Raw genomic sequence first — 14795 nt, 5'->3', positions numbered from 1 at the left:
GGAATGACAACGAGATACAGCCGTTTTCTCGCGGCCTTCTTCTGCCTCTTCCTGGGTGGACTGCTGGCGTGGCATGTCCTTCTGCCGGACCGGGACCGCTCCGGCGTGGAGAACCGGACCCTGGCCCAGTTCCCGAAGTTCTCCTGGGAGAATTTGAAGGACGGCAGCTTTACCAAGGGCGTGGAGGACTATTTTGCCGACCAGTTTCCCCTCCGGGAGCAGTGGACGGGCCTTAAGGCCCGAACGGAGCAGCTTCTGGGCAAGCGGGAGTTCAACAGAGTGTACCTCTGCGGCGATACCCTGATTGCCAAGGTGGAGCCGCCCCGGGACGGTCTGGAGGAGAAGAATCTGAGCTATGTCTCCCGCCTGGCGGAGCGGACGGAGGTCCCGGTGTACCTGGGCCTGATTCCCTCTGCGGCGGAAATCTGGCGGGACCGCCTGCCCAAGGGGGCGGAGAGCTGGGACCAGGCGGCTTTCATCGCCCGGGCCGCGGAGCTGGAGGGCGCGGAGTCCATTGATTTCCTCACGGCCCTGAGCGGCCGCGCCGGGGAGGATATCTTCTACCGCACGGATCACCATTGGACCACCCTGGGGGCCTATTACGGCTACGCCGCCCTGATGGAGGCCCTGGGCCGTGGGGAGGAGGTTCCGGAGCCGGAGGCGGTGAAGGCGTGGGACCTCCCGGTTTCCAACGGGTTTCAGGGAACCCTCTATTCCCAGTCCGGCATTCACTGGCTGGAGCCGGACAGCATCGAATTCTGGGTGAAGGAGAGCGGTCTGACGGTCACCTCCTGGCGGGATGGCACGCCCAAGGAGGCGCGCTTGTATGAGTACGATTACCTGGGAGAGAAGGACAAATACTCCGCCTTCCTGGGGGGCAATCAGCCGCTTTGCGTCATCCGCAATCCGGAAGGAACGGGGAAGCTGCTGGTGATCCGGGACTCTTATGCGGATTCCCTGGCCTCCTTCCTGGCCCAGCACTTTGAAGAAGTCCACCTCCTGGACCCACGGTATTACCGATACGCCGCCTCAGGGTACGCGGCGGAAAACGGCATAGACGCCATCGCGGTGGTCTACAGCGTGCCGAATTTCATCACGGACCGGAATCTGGTCCTGCTGACCCAGTGACGAACCGCCCGCCGAAGGTTTTTTCGGCGGGCTTGCTTTTGGGCGTTCATGCGGTTATAATAAACGCCGTAAAGGCGGAAACCGTTTATGGACATGAGTAGATCAAAGGAGCGCTTTGCGATTGAGGCGGCGGCTCTTACGTTCGCACCGTTCCGCCGGTATACTAGCAACATGAAAAAACGAAAGAGGGGAGCAGAAATGATGAACGCCACCCGCATCGAGCACGACACCATGGGCGAAATCGCCGTCCCGGCGAACCGCCATTGGGGCGCCCAGACCCAGCGGAGCCTGGAGAACTTCAAGATCGGCGGCCAGCGCCAGCCCAAGGAGATCATCACAGCCTTCGCTTACTTAAAAGAAGCCTGCGCCAAGGCCAACGCCGCTGCGGGCAAGCTGACGGCGGAGCAGGCTGCCGCTATCGCCTCCGCCTGTGAGGAAATCCGAGCGGGGAAGTGGGACGAGGAGTTTCCCCTGGTGGTCTGGCAGACCGGCAGCGGCACCCAGACCAACATGAACGTCAACGAGGTCATCGCCCATCTGGCGGCGGACCGGGGCGTTAAGCTCCACCCCAACGACCATGTCAACGCTTCCCAGTCCAGCAACGACACCTATCCCTCCGCCCTCCACATCGCGGCGGCCCTGAGCGTCGCGGGCGGGGTCATTCCGGCGGCGGAGCGGCTGGCGGAAGCCTTCGCGAAATTGGAGGCGGCCTATCCCGGCCTCATCCGCATCGGCCGGACCCACCTTCAGGACGCCACGCCCCTGCGTTTCGCCCAGGAGGTCTCCGGCTGGCGGGAGCTGGTGGAGGCCCCCTGCCGGATGCTCCGGGCGGCCCAGGCGGAGCTTTGCCGCCTGGCCATCGGCGGCACCGCCGTGGGCACCGGGCTGAACGCCCCCAAGGGCTATGATGAGATGGCCTGCAAGGAGCTGCGGCTCCTGACGGGCCTGCATTTCCAGCCCGACGGAAATAAGTTCCACGCCCTGACCAGCAAGGACGCCCTGGTGTTCGCCCACGGGGCTCTGAAGGCCCTGGCGGCGAATTTGATGAAGATTGCCAACGACATTCGCTGGCAGGCCAGCGGTCCCCGCTGCGGCATGGGGGAGCTCCGCATTCCGGAAAACGAGCCCGGCAGCTCCATCATGCCCGGCAAGGTGAACCCCACCCAGTGCGAGGCTGTCACCATGGCGGCGGTGCAGGTGATGGGGAACGACGCCGCCATTGGCTTCGCCGCCTCTCAGGGGAATTTTCAGCTGAATGTGTTCCTGCCGGTGTCGGCTTATAACTTCCAGCTCTCCGCCCGGCTGCTGGCGGACGTTATGGACTCCTTCCGGGTTCACTGCGTGGAGGGCATCACCCCCAATGTGGAGCGGATGGAGGAGAACCTGAACAATTCCCTGATGCTGGTGACCTGCCTGACGCCGAAGATCGGCTATGAAAAGGCGGCGGAGTGCGCCAAGAAAGCCCTTCACGATGGGGTGACGCTGAAAGAGGCGGTCCTTTCCCTGGGCCTTCTGACGGCGGAGGAATTTGACGAAACCGTCCGGCCGGAAAAAATGGTTTGACATGGAATTTTCCGCCTGCCAGAGCGCCGGCAGGAGTGGGGACATGGGGCGTCTCCGCAAAGTCCTATAAAATCGGGTCCGGCCTGAGGGCATTTTTGTGAAAATCGGAGATTCTGCCGTACTAGCGAATTAGCGCTTTACCTTATTAAAAAATCGGTGTATACTGAAATCCATCAATGGGGCCCTGCCCCACAAGGAGGAATCCCCGTGGAATTGGATTTGAATTGTTTGCGCCCCCAGGAGCGGCTGTCTCTCCAGCTCCGCTTGCTGTATGAGCAGGCGGGCTTCCGGCAGTACCGCATGGGCCGCTTTGAGGAGTACGGCCTCTACCAGCAAAACCGCCGGTTTCTGGCCAGCGATCAGGTCATCACCTTCACGGACCTGGACGGGCGGCTGCTGGCGCTGAAACCGGACGTCACGCTCTCCATTGCCAAGAACGCCCAGGTCGAGGAGGGGAGCTGCGGGCGGTTTTACTATTCCGAGAACGTCTACCGCCCCAGTCAGGAGAGCCACACCTTCCAGGAGATCAGCCAGATGGGGCTGGAGTGCATCGGCGCGGTGGACGATGAAGTTACTGCCCGGGCGGTGTCCCTGGCCTGCCGGAGCCTGGCGCTGACCGGGCGGGAGTTTGTGGTGGAGGCAAGCCACATGGGCTTCGTGGCGGGCCTGCTGGACGCCGTGGGCGCGCCGGAGGCCGTCCGCCCCCGGCTGCTCCGCTGCATCCGGAATCGGAACCTCCATGAGCTGAAAGCGGCGGCGGAGGAGGCGGGACTTTCCAATCAGGGCGCCGGAGCCCTCTGCCGTTTGGACTCCCTGGCGGGGGATTGGGAGACCGTACTGGACCAGGCGGAGCCCATCGCCCTCAACGCCGCCATGGGAGCGGCTCTGACGGAGCTGCGGACGCTGTGCGGGGCGCTGGCGGCGGAGGGACAGAAGCTGCGGCTGGATCTGTCCCTGGTGAACGATATGGACTATTACAACGGTCTGGTGCTCCAGGGGTATCTTGCCGGCATTCCCCGAGCGGTGCTCAAAGGCGGGCGGTACGACCCCCTGGCGGAGCAGTTCCGCCCCGGGGCCAGGGCCGTGGGCTTCGCGCTGTATCTGGACGAGCTGGACCGCCTGAGCGACGAGGCATCGAACGGGCGGGAAAAGCGTATGCTGAACGTGGCCCTGCCCAAGGGCCGCCTGGGGGATCGGGTGTACAACCTCCTGGCGGGCGTGGGCTACGGCTGCCCCGAGGATTACAGCGAGAGCCGGAAGCTGGTGGTGGAGAATCCCGCCGCCGGCATCCGCTATTTCCTGGTGAAGCCCAGCGACGTGGCCATCTATGTGGAGCACGGCGCGGCGGACATCGGCATCGTGGGAAAGGACATCCTGGAGGAGTCCGGGGCCGACGTCTATGAGCTGCTGGACACGGGTCTTGGCCGGTGCCGCATGTGCGTGGCGGGACCCGAGGACTTCCGGGACGACCCGGGCCGGTCCCTTCGGGTGGCGACGAAGTTTGTGAACATCGCCAAGGCCTATTACGCGGCCCAGGGCCGGGACATTGACATCATCAAGCTGAACGGGTCCATCGAGCTGGCCCCGATTTTGGGCCTTTCCGATGTAATTGTGGACATTGTGGAGACCGGCACGACCCTGCGGGAGAACCATTTGAAGGTGCTGACGGAGTTTATGCCCATCTCCGCCCGCTTCATTGCCAACCGGGCCAGCTTCCAGTTCAAGCGCCGGGAGGTGGAGACCCTGCTGCAAAAGCTGACGGAGGTGACGGGGACATGATGAAAATTCTGGAGTTTGACGGTCTCCCGCCGGAGGCGCTTTTGAACCGGGACATTCAGGCGGAGGAGGACGTCTCCGCCGCGGTGGACGCCGTGATCGCGGCGGTCCGGGAGCGGGGCGACGCCGCCCTCCGGGAGTACACCCGCCGCTTTGACGGCGCGGAGCTGGACAGTCTCCGGGTGACGGAGGCGGAGCTGGACGCCGCCCTGGAGGCGGTGGATGGATATTTCCTGGATACTTTGCGGGAGGCGGCGGAGAACATCCGGCGCTTCCACGAGCGCCAGCGGCACAACGATTTTGTTCTGACGGACCGGCCCGGCGTGGTCATGGGCCAGCGGTGGACGCCCATTGAAAAGGTGGGCGTCTGCGTGCCCCGGAGTCCGGAGGCCTTCCCCTCCACTATTTTGATGAACGTCATTCCGGCCAAGATCGCCGGAGTGGGGGAGACCGTCCTGGTGACGCCGCCTGCCCGGGACGGAAGCATCAGCCCCGGTGCCCTGGCGGCGGCGCGGATTGCCGGGGCGGACGCGGTGTTCAAGATCGGCGGGGCCCAGGCCGTGGCGGCCCTGGCCTACGGCACGGAGAGCGTGCCCAGGGTGGATAAGATCGTGGGCCCCGGCGGCGTGTTCGTGGCCACGGCCAAGCGGAAGGTCTTTGGCCGGGTGGCCATTGACATGATCGCCGGCCCCAGTGAAATCCTGGTGCTGGCGGACGGGAAGTCCGACCCGAAATGGGCGGCGGCGGACCTCCTCAGTCAGGCGGAGCATGACGTGCGGTCCTCCGCCGTGCTGGTGACGGACAGCCGGGAATTGGCGGAGGCCGTTCAGGCGGAGGTGGAGGCCCAGCTGGAGACGCTGCCCCGGCGGGAGATCGCCCGCCGGTCCCTGGAGGACAATGGGAAGATTCTCGTCACGGACAGCCTGGACAAGGCGGTGGAGGCGGTCAACCGCATTGCCCCGGAGCATTTGGAGCTTTGCGTGGACGACCCCTTCGCCCTGCTGCCCCGCATTCGGAACGCCGGAAGCGTCTTCCTGGGCCGCTCTACACCAGAGGCTCTGGGGGATTACGTCGCCGGGCCGAATCACACCCTGCCCACCTCCGGCACGGCCCGGTTCTCCAGTCCCCTGGGCGTGGATGACTTCATGAAGCGCTCCAGCTTCCTCTGCTATGACCGTCCGGCGCTGAATGCCTGGGCGGACCGGATCGCGGACTTTGCCCGTCGGGAGGGCCTGGAGGGCCACGCCCGTTCGGCGCTGAGCCGGAGAGAATTTGGAACGAAAGCGGTGTTTGAATGAGCCGGTTTTTATCTTCGGAGGCCATGGCCTTGGCCCCCTATACCCCCGGCGAGCAGCCCCGGGACCAGCAGTATATCAAGCTGAATACCAACGAGAGCCCCTTCCCGCCCTCGCCCAAGGTGCTGGAGGCGGTGAGCCGGGCAGAGGTGGAAAAGCTCTGCCTCTACTCCGACCCCACCTGCGCCGCATTGAACGGCGCCATTGCCCGGCGGTATGGCCTGGGCCCGGAGAACGCCGTCAGCGGCAACGGCTCCGACGAGATACTCGCCTTTGCCTTCCGGGCCTTCTGCGGGAGAGGAAAGGACGTGGCCTTTGCCGACATCACTTACGGCTTCTATGAGGCGCAGGCGGCCCTCTTCGGCCTGAGAGCCTGCCGGATTCCCCTGGGGGAGGGGTTCGCCCTGCGGGCGGAGGACTACATGGACTTTCCCGGCATGGTGGTTATTGCCAACCCCAACGCCCCTACGGGCATGACCATTCCCGTCTCCGACATCCGGCGGCTGCTGGAGAAAAACCCGGACCGGGTGGTCCTGGTGGACGAGGCTTATGTGGACTTCGGGGCGGAGAGCTGCGTCCCCCTGGTTCGGGAGTACGGGAACCTTCTGGTGACGCAGACCATGTCCAAGAGCCGCTCCCTGGCCGGGGGACGGATTGGCTTTGCGCTGGGGGACCCGGAGCTCATCGCGGATCTGAACCGGGTGAAGTACAGTTTCAATCCCTATAATGTGAACCGTCTCTCCCTGCTGGCGGGAACCGCCGCTATGGAGGACGAGGCGTATTTTCAGACCTGCTGCCAGGCCATTCGGGACAACCGGGCCTGGACGGCGGCGGCGCTGGAGGACCGGGGATTTTCCGTTCTGCCCTCCTCCGCCAACTTTCTCTTTGCCAGATCGGACCGCATCCCCGGCGGAGAGCTCTACCGGAGACTGAAGGAACAGGGCGTTCTGGTCCGCTGGTTTGACAAGGACCGCATCCGGGATTTCGTCCGCATTACCATCGGTTCCAAGGAGCAGATGGAGGCGCTGGCGGAGCGGATTGACCAGGTGCTGGACAACGGATGAGGAGGGAAACGGCCATGCGCACCGCAAGCATTGAACGAGACACGAAGGAGACGCAGATTCGGCTGGCTTTGAATCTGGACGGAACCGGCAGGGCGGAGATCGCCACCGGCTGCGGCTTCCTGGACCATATGCTGGAGCTCTTTGCCCGCCACGGGGACTTTGATCTTACAGTGACCTGCCGCGGCGACACGCAGGTGGATTACCACCACTCGGTGGAGGACATTGGCATCTGCCTGGGCAAGGCGTTTCAGGAGGCCCTGGGGGATAAGCGGGGCATCGTCCGCTACGGCCAGTTTCTGCTGCCCATGGACGAGACGCTGGTCCTCTGCGCCTGCGACCTGTCGGGCCGGGATTACCTGGGCTGGGCGGTGGACCTGCCCGCCGCCAAGGTGGGGGATTTTGACACGGAGCTTGCCCAGGAATTCTGGCTGGGCTTCGTGCGGAACTGCCCCGGCGCCATCCACATCCGCCGGATGGCGGGGGAGAATACCCACCACATTTTGGAGGCCGTTTTTAAAGGCATGGGCCGGACGCTGAAGGGGGCCGCGGCCTTTGACCCGAAGCATCTGGACGACATTCCAAGCACGAAAGGTGTGCTGTAAATGACTGCGATTGTGGATTATGGCGTGGGCAACCTGTTCTCCCTGACCTCCAGCCTCCGCGCCCTGGGCCTGGAGGCGGAGGTCACCGGCCAGGCGTCAAGGCTTCGGGCAGCGGAGCGCATCATCCTCCCCGGCGTGGGGGCGTTCGGCGACGCCAGGGCCAAGCTGGACGCCGCCGGGCTGGTCCCCGTTCTCCTGGAGGAGGCGGAGCGAAAGCCGCTTTTGGGCATCTGCCTGGGGATGCAGCTCCTGTTTGACCGGAGCTTTGAGTACGGCGAGCACCCCGGCCTGGGGCTGGTTCCCGGCGAGGTGGCGTCCCTGGCGGAGGACCTGACGGACAAGGCGCAAAAGGTTCCCCACATGGGCTGGAACAGCCTGGAGGTTCTGCGGGACGACCCGTTGTTCCGGTATTTTAAGGACGGCGAATATGTGTACTATGTCCACAGCTTTTACGCTCGGAACTGCGCCGGGAGCACCCTGGGCGCGTCCCAGTACGGAAACGTATCCGTCACCGGCGTGGTCCGCCGGGGGAACGTCTGGGGAACGCAGTTCCATCCGGAGAAGTCCGGGGACGCGGGGCTGCGGCTGCTGCGGGCTTTTGGAGAGCTGTGAAGAAGGAGGACGCCTATGAGAAGGAAGGACCGGGAGGTCACCGACCCTGTAAAAATCCGGGAGATTATTACGAATTGTAAATGCTGCCGCCTGGGCCTGTGCGACGGGGAGCGGGCATATGTCGTTCCCATGGACTTCGGCTTTGTGGAGCGGGAGGGGCGGTATACCCTCTATTTCCACAGTGCGCAGGAGGGGCGAAAGATCGACTTGATCCGCAGGGCGGGCTGGGCCGCGTTTGAGATGGATACCGGCCATGAATGGGTGTCGGGCCCCAAGGCCTGCGACTATACCTCCCGCTTCCAATGCGTCATGGGCGGCGGCCCGGTGACGCTGCTGGAGACGGCGGCGGATAAGCAGGCGGGCCTCTCCGCCATTTTGGCCCATGTGGCCGACAGGGACCAGTGGGAGATTGGCAAAGCGGCCCTGGACGCTGTCTGCGTCTTCCGCCTGGAGGCGGAGGAACTGACCTGTAAAATCCATCCATAAGAAGGGGAGGGATATCATGCAGATTTTTCCCGCCATTGACCTGCGGGGCGGACAAGTGGTTCGCCTTTACCAGGGGGACTACGGCCAGGAGACGGTTTACGGAACGGACCCCTGTGCCTACGCCAGGGAATTTATGGACGCCGGAGCCCGGTATCTCCATGTAGTGGACCTGGACGGCGCCCGGGACGGCGCTCCGGCCAATTTTGACAGCATCGCCGCTATTGCCGGGCAGGGCGGACTTTATATGGAGGTGGGCGGCGGCATCCGCAGCGAGGAGCGCATCCGCCAGTACCTGGACCTGGGGGTGGACCGCTGTATCCTGGGTACCATAGCAGTAAAGGATTTTGACTTTACAGCTCGCATGGCCCAGACATACAAAGACCGGATTGCCGTGGGCGTGGACGCCCGAGACGGTTACGTAGCCGTCAACGGCTGGAAGGAGCTGTCCCGGGAGAAGGGGGTGGATTTCTGCCGCCGTCTGTGGGACGCGGGGGTGAAGACCATCATCTATACCGATATCAGCCGGGACGGCGCGGGCCAGGGGACGAACCTGGAACTCTACGAGGAGCTGGTCCGGATTGAAGGGCTGGAGGTGACCGCCTCCGGCGGCGTCAGTTCGCTGGAGGAGCTGCGGCGGCTGGAGCGCATGGGTGTCCGGGCCGCGATTCTGGGCAAGGCGCTGTACACCGGACGCCTGGACCTGCGGGCCGTCATGCAGGAGGTGGGGGCATGTTAGCCAAGCGGATCATCCCCTGCCTGGACGTCAGGAACGGCCGGGTGGTGAAGGGCACGAATTTTGAGGGCCTCCGGGATATGGCGGACCCGGTGGAGCTGGCCCGGTTTTACAACGCCTCCGGGGCCGACGAGCTGGTGTTCTATGACATCACCGCCTCCGCCGAGGGCCGGGGGCTGTTTACGGATATCCTCCGGCAGGTGGCTTCGGAGATTTTCATTCCCCTGACCGTGGGCGGGGGCATCCGGACGCTGGAGGACTTTGACCGGGTGCTCAAGTGCGGTGCGGACAAGGTCAGCGTCAACTCTGGGGCCATCGCGGACCCCTCCATCATCGCGGCGGCGGCGAAGCGCTACGGGGACCAGTGTGTGGTATTGAGCATGGATGTGAAGCGGGTGGAGGGACGGTTCCGTCTCTTCGCCAAGGGCGGCCGGGAGGATACCGGCATCGACGCCATGGATTGGGCGGTCCGGGGCGTGAGAGACGGCGCGGGGGAGATCGTGCTGAATTCCATTGACACCGACGGCGTGAAAAGCGGCTTTGACCTGGAGATGCTGGACGAACTGGCGGCCCGGGTCAGCGTGCCCATTGTCGCCAGCGGCGGCGCAGGGAATCCGGAGCACTTCGCGGAGCTCTTTACGCACCCGGGGATCGACGCGGGCCTGGCCGCCTCCATTTTCCACTCCAAACTGGTGGACATCAAAGAGCTGAAGCGCTTCCTGCGGGGCAGGGGCGTGGAAATGCGCATTTAGCAAGACGGAGCAAAGGAGCGTACAACATGGATAATGAGATTCGCTGGTGGTTTGCAGGCTTTGAGAAGGGGCTTTCCGCCCTGCAGGAGAAGGAGCGGGAAACGCTGTTTCAAAGCTGCGCGGAGAACTGCCTCCAAATGGGCATGTTGGATTTCTACCGGGGCGTCTATGAGCGCTGCGGCGGCGAGATCAACGATTTTTTCCAGGCCCTTGGAGAGCTGGGCGGCCTGGAAACGGAGATCGTGCGGCGGGACCGGGAGTTCTGGCTGATCTTCCACCAGTGCACCTGCGCGCTGCACACGCAGGGCTACATCAATTCCTGTCATTTATGCGAGTGCTCCCGGCAGAGCGTCCGGCACATCCTGCGGGAGCTGTGGCCGGACCGGGTCTTTGACATAGACCCGGAGGGCACCATTTTGAATGGAGCGCCGGACTGCCGGTTCCATATCACAGCGCGGGAAGGGGACGGCGATGAAGCTGAAATATGACGAGCGGGGACTGATCCCCGCCATAGTCCAGGACCATTATACCAAGGAGGTCCTGACCTTGGCCTATATGAACGAGGAGAGTCTGGCCATCACCATCGACGAGCGGCGGACCTGTTTCTGGAGCCGCAGCCGCCAGGAGCTCTGGCGGAAGGGGGAGACCAGCGGAAACCGCCAGCACGTGGTTTCCATCACGGCGGACTGCGACGGAGACGCCCTGGTGGTGGAGGTGGTGAAGGACGGCCCCGCCTGCCATACCGGGGCGGAGAGCTGCTTTTTCCAGGAGCTCTATCTCTCCGAGGAGCTGAAAAAGTTCAGCTATGAGGGGCTTTACCGCCTCATCGCCGGGCGGAGGACCAGTCCCAAGGAGGGCAGCTATACCACCTATCTCTTTGAGAAGGGCCTGGATAAGATTCTCAAGAAGGTGGGAGAGGAATGTACGGAGGTCATCATTGCCGGACGGAAAGAGGACCGGGAGGAGACGGTTTATGAGATCGCCGACCTCTGCTATCACGTGATGGTATTGATGGTCCAGATGGGAATTTCCGTGGAGGACATCACCCGGGAGCTGGAGAAGCGCCATGTGGTGGACCACAAGGTCAAGCAGGAGCGGATGCAATGAACGGCCTCTGCTCCGTCCACACCCATTCTACCATGTGCGACGGCACAGATTCCCTGTCGGAGATGGCCTGGGCGGCTTACGAGGCCGGGGCCGTCTCCTTCGGGGCCTCGGGCCACAGCCACACCCCCATTCCGGAGGACGAGGGCTGTGTCCTCCCGGCGGATATGACGGTCTACCGGGAGGAGGTTCTGCGGCTGCGGGAGGAGTTCGCCGGGCGGATGGACGTGCTGCTTGGCGTCGAGCTGGACAGCCGCGCCGACGTGACGCCGGAGGGCCTGGACTATTGGATTGGAAGCGTCCACTACGTGACAGGGCCGGACGGAGAGCCCCGCGCCGTCGACTGGAACGAGGAGCGGCTGGTCCGCTGCTGCCTGGAGAAATTCGGGGGAGACTTCCTGGCGCTGGCGAGGGAGTATTACGGGGAAGTCCAGAGGATGGCGGCCCGGCGCCCCACCATTCTGGGGCACCTGGACCTGATTGCCAAGTACAATGAGGGGTACCGGCTTTTTGACGAACGGGCGGCCTCCTACCGTGCCGCCGCCTTGGAAGCGCTTCACGCCGCAGACCCCGCAGTTACGCTGCTGGAAGTCAACACCGGGGGCATGAGCCGGGGGTATCGCAAGAGCCCTTACCCGGCGATCTTCCTGCTGCGGGAATGGCGGAGCATGGGCGGAGGGATCATCTTCACGGACGACGCCCACAGCGCGGACGCCATTGGGTTTGGCTATGCCCAGGCGGCGGAGCTGGCGCGGGAGGCGGGATTTGACCGCTCCACGCTGCTGACGCGGTCCGGTTGGGAGGAACGCCCCTTGTGAGCTGGTGATCCGGAAAAGGGCAAAAAGATGCGGAAGCTGCCAAAGCGGCGGCTTCCGCGTCTTTTTTCGGATAGTAGAGGCCGATCCTCCAGCCCCCCAGGAGACTTCCCCCTCTGCCGCTTCCACCACGGCGGAAAAGGGAAGTCCTGTTGGCTATCATGGGGGTCTGGCGTTCACGTTGGGCCGGAGGCGGAGCGGATGCTCCGCCTCAGTCCGCTCCTGAGGCGGTCACCTCAGGAGGCGTTCATGCGGGACAGCTCCTTCATGCACTTGGGACAAACGCTCTTGCCTTTGAAGAGCATGATGTCCTTGGTGGCGTCGCAAAAAATGCAGCTGGGCTTGTACTTTTTGAGAATAACAGACGAGCCTTCCACATAGATTTCCAATGCGTCGCGTTCCGCGATGTCCAAGGTGCGCCGCATCTCAATGGGAAGCACAATTCTGCCCAGCTCATCCACCTTTCTTACGATTCCAGTCGATTTCACAGCTCTCTCCTTTCCCGATGTCCACGATGTCTTCCAACAGGTGGTGCGATATTATCATACCAGGTTGGAGTTTGTCAATTCTTTCCTGGAAATTTAAGAAGATGTTCATAAATTGGCGAAAAAAGGCAAAAGGAGGCGGTTTATTATGACGATGGCTTGGGTATGGACGGGGATGGTGACGCTGTCTTTGTTGTTTGGGCTGGCAACCGGAAACCTGGACGCGGTGGCTAACGCCGCCCTGGAGGGCGCCCGTTCCGCCGTGGAGCTGGGAGTCTCCATGGCGGGAATTTTGTGCCTGTGGAGCGGCGTGATGGAGGTGATGAACGCCTGCGGTCTCTCGGCGGGACTGGCAAGGCTTTTCCGGCCCATTCTGCGCCGCCTCCTTCCAAACGCCTGCCGGGATACGGAGACCCTGGCGGCGGTTTCCGCCAACGTCTCCGCCAACCTCCTGGGGCTGGGCAACGCCGCCACGCCTCTGGGCATCCGCGCCGCCCGGAGAATGGCCAGGGGCTGCGGAGGCGTGGCCAGCGATGAATTGTGTCTGCTGGTGGTGCTGAATACCGCCTCCATTCAGCTGCTGCCTGCAACCATCGCCTCGGTTCGGGCCGCCGCCGGCTGCCGAACGCCCTTCGACATTTTGCCGGCGGTATGGCTGGCGTCGGCGCTGTCAGTGACGGCGGGACTGGCGGCGGCCTGGCTGCTGTCCCGTGGGAGGAAAGAGCGATGAACCTCAGCTCTCTGGTGATTCCGGTGCTGCTCTCGGCGGTGGCCGTGTACGGCCTGGGGAAGCGGGTGGACGTCTATGCCGCGCTGACCCACGGGGCGGAGGAGGGGCTGACGGTGCTTTTGCGCATCGTTCCGGCTCTGGTGGGACTGCTGACGGCGGTGAGTATGTTTCGGGCCTCCGGGGCCATGGAGTGGCTGTCCGGACTCTTTGCCCCGGCGCTGGAGCTGCTGGGCATCCCGCCGGAGACGGCGCCGTTGCTGCTGGTCCGTCCGGTGTCCGGCAACGGAGCTCTGGCGGTGGCCAGCGACCTGATGGCCTCCCATGGGCCGGACAGCTATGTGGGCCGGGTGGCGGCGGTGATGCTGGGCAGCACGGAGACGACTTTTTACACCATTGCCGTCTATTTCGGTTCCGCCGGAATCACCAAGACAAGGCACACGGTTCCCGCGGCGCTGGCGGCGGATTTGACAGGATTTGCCGCTGCGGCGCTGGCGGTAAGACTGTTTTTCGGAACCGGCGGGTGAGCTTGGACGGCGGTTCGGAAGAGGGCCGGGAAAGAATCGGGCGGCTTTTCGGGGAATTCGAAGGGCCCTGAAAGCGCGCCATGGGCCGGACGCCGGGAGACCGGCGCGCGTCTTGCGCGGGGGCATAAACGGCAAATGGCCTCTTGACATTTCTCCTCTTCAATGCTATAGTGTATCCTGTCAAATTGGTTATGACGGAGACGGAACCGCCGGAAACGCCCAGAGAGGGATGCGTATGCTGCGAGCATCCCGCGCGGAAGGCAGACTTCCACCACTCCTGAGCCGCCCGGGATGACCGGGCCGGGCCCTCCCGTTACAGAGGACACGAGCGGCGGTTCCCAGTGAACCGCAAGCAGGGTGGAACCGTGGAATACGTTTTTCGTATCTCACCCCTGATCTTTTGTCAGGGGTGAGATTTTTTAGCCTTACCCCTTAATACAAGGAGGAATTTTTATGAGTGAAGAAAGCAATCTGTATACCTTTGAAAACGAGACCTACCGCAAAACCTATTGGCACACCTGCTCCCACATCCTGGCGCAGGCCGTCAAGCGCCTCTATCCGGAGGTGAAGCTGGCCATCGGCCCTTCCATTGACGAGGGTTTCTACTACGATATGGACTCTCCCTTTGCCTTCACGCCGGAGATCATGGAGAAGATCGAGGGCGAGATGCGGAAGATCTGCAAAGAGAAGCTGAAGCTGGAGCGCTTCGAGCTGCCTCGGGCGGAGGCCGTAAAGTTCATGGAGGAGAAGGGCGAGCCGTTCAAGGTGGAGCTCATCAACGATCTGCCGGAGGACGCCGCCATCAGCTTTTACAAGCAGGGGGAGTTTACCGATCTCTGCGCCGGCCCGCACCTGGATTCCACGGGCCGCGTCAAGGGAAACGCCATCAAGCTCACCGCCTGCAACGCCGCCTACTGGCGGGGCGACAGCAGCCGCCAGACCCTCCAGCGGATCTACGGCGTGGCCTTCCCCAAGAAGGACGAGCTGGACGAGTATCTCCAGCGCATCGAGGAGGCCAAGAAGCGGGACCACCGCAAGCTGGGGAAGGAGCTGGGGCTGTTCATGATGGCGGAGGAGGGCCCCGGCTTCCCCTTCTTCCTGCCCAAGGGGATGGTGCTCAAGAACA

General features: G+C 63.4%; 16 protein-coding genes and 1 pseudogene. 16 read left to right on the top strand and 1 reads right to left on the bottom strand.

Features of this window, described 5'->3' with window-relative positions; genetic code table 11:
• The first annotated feature begins 3 nt into the window (after nucleotides 1–3).
• The 13 genes from QZ329_RS02720 (at nucleotide 4) to QZ329_RS02660 (ending at nucleotide 11933) form a co-directional block, all read left to right on the top strand.
• The gene (locus QZ329_RS02720) at nucleotides 4–1128 is read left to right on the top strand and encodes a DHHW family protein (protein ID WP_295748068.1); all 1125 of its coding nucleotides are present in this window, start codon (nucleotides 4–6) and stop codon (nucleotides 1126–1128) included.
• Nucleotides 1129–1329: 201 nt separating this feature from the next.
• Complete coding sequence (fumC, locus tag QZ329_RS02715; protein ID WP_295748175.1) at nucleotides 1330–2691, top strand: class II fumarate hydratase; 1362 nt, start codon at nucleotides 1330–1332, stop codon at nucleotides 2689–2691.
• A 207-nt stretch (nucleotides 2692–2898) separates the two neighbouring features.
• Complete coding sequence (gene hisG / locus QZ329_RS02710; protein WP_295748066.1) at nucleotides 2899–4470, top strand: ATP phosphoribosyltransferase; 1572 nt, start codon at nucleotides 2899–2901, stop codon at nucleotides 4468–4470.
• Complete coding sequence (hisD, locus tag QZ329_RS02705) at nucleotides 4467–5765, top strand: histidinol dehydrogenase (protein ID WP_295748064.1); 1299 nt, start codon at nucleotides 4467–4469, stop codon at nucleotides 5763–5765. Before hisG ends, hisD begins: the two co-directional genes overlap by 4 nt.
• Nucleotides 5762–6826: a histidinol-phosphate transaminase gene (gene hisC, locus QZ329_RS02700; protein WP_295748062.1), complete on the top strand. Its 1065-nt coding sequence runs from the start codon at nucleotides 5762–5764 to the stop codon at nucleotides 6824–6826. The genes hisD and hisC overlap by 4 nt, the downstream gene beginning before the upstream one ends.
• Before the next feature lie 14 nt (nucleotides 6827–6840).
• Nucleotides 6841–7428, top strand: a complete 588-nt coding sequence (gene hisB / locus QZ329_RS02695) for an imidazoleglycerol-phosphate dehydratase HisB (RefSeq protein WP_295748060.1) — start codon at nucleotides 6841–6843, stop codon at nucleotides 7426–7428.
• Nucleotides 7429–8040 carry an imidazole glycerol phosphate synthase subunit HisH gene (hisH, locus tag QZ329_RS02690; protein WP_295748058.1) on the top strand — a complete coding sequence of 204 codons (612 nt, stop codon included), beginning with the start codon at nucleotides 7429–7431 and terminating at the stop codon, nucleotides 8038–8040.
• Nucleotides 8041–8055: 15 nt separating this feature from the next.
• A complete protein-coding gene (locus tag QZ329_RS02685; protein ID WP_295748057.1) occupies nucleotides 8056–8526 on the top strand; it encodes a pyridoxamine 5'-phosphate oxidase family protein in 471 nt (156 codons plus the stop codon).
• 16 nt (nucleotides 8527–8542) lie between these two features.
• The gene (gene hisA / locus QZ329_RS02680) at nucleotides 8543–9262 is read left to right on the top strand and encodes a 1-(5-phosphoribosyl)-5-[(5-phosphoribosylamino)methylideneamino]imidazole-4-carboxamide isomerase (protein WP_295748055.1); all 720 of its coding nucleotides are present in this window, start codon (nucleotides 8543–8545) and stop codon (nucleotides 9260–9262) included.
• Nucleotides 9256–10011: an imidazole glycerol phosphate synthase subunit HisF gene (gene hisF / locus QZ329_RS02675; protein ID WP_295748053.1), complete on the top strand. Its 756-nt coding sequence runs from the start codon at nucleotides 9256–9258 to the stop codon at nucleotides 10009–10011. The genes hisA and hisF overlap by 7 nt, the downstream gene beginning before the upstream one ends.
• A gap of 26 nt (nucleotides 10012–10037) precedes the next feature.
• Nucleotides 10038–10499 (top strand): hypothetical protein, encoded by a 462-nt coding sequence (locus QZ329_RS02670; protein ID WP_295748052.1) that lies wholly within the window; start codon nucleotides 10038–10040, stop codon nucleotides 10497–10499.
• Nucleotides 10483–11118: a bifunctional phosphoribosyl-AMP cyclohydrolase/phosphoribosyl-ATP diphosphatase HisIE gene (hisIE, locus tag QZ329_RS02665; RefSeq protein ID WP_295748051.1), complete on the top strand. Its 636-nt coding sequence runs from the start codon at nucleotides 10483–10485 to the stop codon at nucleotides 11116–11118. The genes QZ329_RS02670 and hisIE overlap by 17 nt, the downstream gene beginning before the upstream one ends.
• Nucleotides 11115–11933 (top strand): histidinol-phosphatase HisJ family protein, encoded by an 819-nt coding sequence (locus QZ329_RS02660; protein ID WP_295748049.1) that lies wholly within the window; start codon nucleotides 11115–11117, stop codon nucleotides 11931–11933. The genes hisIE and QZ329_RS02660 overlap by 4 nt, the downstream gene beginning before the upstream one ends.
• A gap of 233 nt (nucleotides 11934–12166) precedes the next feature.
• Here the strand turns inward: QZ329_RS02660 and QZ329_RS02655 are convergent, their stop codons facing one another.
• A complete protein-coding gene (locus QZ329_RS02655; protein WP_295748047.1) occupies nucleotides 12167–12418 on the bottom strand; it encodes an AbrB/MazE/SpoVT family DNA-binding domain-containing protein in 252 nt (83 codons plus the stop codon).
• Nucleotides 12419–12563: 145 nt separating this feature from the next.
• On the opposite strand from QZ329_RS02655, the gene QZ329_RS02650 reads away from it, so the two are divergent.
• The 3 genes and pseudogenes from QZ329_RS02650 to QZ329_RS02640 all read left to right on the top strand — a co-directional run.
• Entirely contained in the window at nucleotides 12564–13145 is a 582-nt protein-coding gene (locus QZ329_RS02650; RefSeq protein WP_295748045.1) for a spore maturation protein A, read from the top strand.
• Nucleotides 13142–13669 (top strand): nucleoside recognition domain-containing protein, encoded by a 528-nt coding sequence (locus tag QZ329_RS02645; RefSeq protein WP_295748043.1) that lies wholly within the window; start codon nucleotides 13142–13144, stop codon nucleotides 13667–13669. The genes QZ329_RS02650 and QZ329_RS02645 overlap by 4 nt, the downstream gene beginning before the upstream one ends.
• 453 nt (nucleotides 13670–14122) lie before the next feature.
• Nucleotides 14123–14795, top strand: a pseudogene (locus QZ329_RS02640) (threonine--tRNA ligase); the annotation flags it as partial.

Source organism: uncultured Oscillibacter sp. (assembly GCF_910579365.1).
In the GTDB taxonomy this organism is placed as follows: Bacteria; Bacillota; Clostridia; order Oscillospirales; family Oscillospiraceae; genus Oscillibacter.
The sequence above is the reverse complement of the archived record's forward strand: the minus strand, read 5'-3'. Positions and strand labels throughout refer to the sequence as shown.